General features: G+C 28.2%; 2 protein-coding genes. Both read right to left on the bottom strand.

Features of this window, described 5'->3' with window-relative positions; genetic code table 11:
- On the bottom strand, nucleotides 1-334 hold a 334-nt coding region (locus B0A66_RS23100; protein ID WP_208862622.1), incomplete at its 3' end, for a hypothetical protein.
- Nucleotides 335-336: 2 nt separating this feature from the next.
- Complete coding sequence (locus B0A66_RS22665) at nucleotides 337-1,098, bottom strand: hypothetical protein (protein ID WP_089052113.1); 762 nt, start codon at nucleotides 1,096-1,098, stop codon at nucleotides 337-339.
- Between the last annotated feature and the right edge of the window lie 260 nt (nucleotides 1,099-1,358).

Here is a 1,358-nt window from a genome sequence, read left to right as displayed (position 1 = left end):
ATTTTCGATTATAAAACAGTTGGTCAATACTATATTTTTTATCAAATAAAAAAATGCTATCTCTAAAATAAAAGGGAGGATTTGGATTGTTATATGTGAATTTTTTATATTTTAATTTTATTGGTATAGAAATGTTTAATTCTAAAAAATCTACCTGTTCCGTTCCCTTTTTTTGACTCCCATTAATCACTTTAATGGAATCCAAAAATTCAATATAATGCAAATTCTTTGTTGATAATTCTTTGTAAACATGTTGTACAGAAAGATTATTACTCTGAGGATAAATTATTAAACAACTAAAAGAAAATATTAAGAAAAGTAATTTATTAAGCATGTTTATTCTTTTTTTATTTTATAAAAAGTATGATAAAAATTCGCGTTATCTATTTTATTTGTTTTATTAACAACTCCTGTTGCGTTATTAGCGTCCGGATTTTTACTTAACAATCCTTCGGTTCCTGGACCACCAACCCATTGATAACAACCATCCGTAGGATCTTTAATCGTCCCGTCAATAGAACCAATGACAGATTTTACAGCATCGTTAGCTCTTATTAGAGAATTAATTTCAATTAAATTTTTTCTAGCCTTACTAAAAGCCTTACTATTTACATTTCCATCAGTACCAGTAAAATAACCTGGATACATGTTAAGTATTTCTTTCGTTTTTTTATTCTTATGAGTCATCTTCTGTTTATACATAGCTTCATCTGACGCATAAGGTTTATTTGCAGGTCCCCAAACACCATGTTTCCTTAAATTTTTTATTGCATGCGCATAATAATCGGTAAAAAAACCGCCACCCTCTCCATAAACCCAATGAGCGCGATATAATAATTGCTCATTATTAAATCCGTATTTTTCAGTAAAACGAATAATTTTACCTTCCGAAACCATTTTTCCTTTCTCTAATTCTGAAAACGATGCCTGATCAACAATATAAACATTATCACCTGTTCCTATTTTCCCAAGATACAAACCCTCTTTTGTATAAAAGTATCCATCTGGTTTTGCTGCGGGAAGTATTTCTAAAGTCACATTCTGAAATCTTGTGTCTCCATCAATTTCTGCTATATAAAGAATTCTATTGTTGCTCATAACTATTTTTTAATACTATCTCATAAACTGCTAAATCCTAGTTTCCATTATCAGATATAGCATTCAAGTTAACTTTTTTATATTACGCTTATACTTTGTAGAACTTCTCATCCCTGTATTTTACTTCTTTAATTCGGATTTAAAGATAAATCTTTTTCTTACATAATAAAATGAAACAATAAAAATTTAGAATTACTTAATCGTAATTTAGAAGATTTAATTTTTGAATGAAAGCTGTATTAATTTTATACCAAACAGGT

It is taken from the genome of Flavobacterium hercynium (genome assembly GCF_002217285.1).
GTDB lineage: Bacteria > Bacteroidota > Bacteroidia > Flavobacteriales > Flavobacteriaceae > Flavobacterium > Flavobacterium hercynium.
The sequence above is the reverse complement of the archived record's forward strand: the minus strand, read 5'-3'. Positions and strand labels throughout refer to the sequence as shown.

Excerpts from the sequence above, each read along its gene's own strand:
- B0A66_RS22665 (WP_089052113.1), bottom strand. The coding sequence starts at position 1,098 with ATGAGCAACAATAGAATTCTTTATATAGCAGAAATTGATGGAGACACA.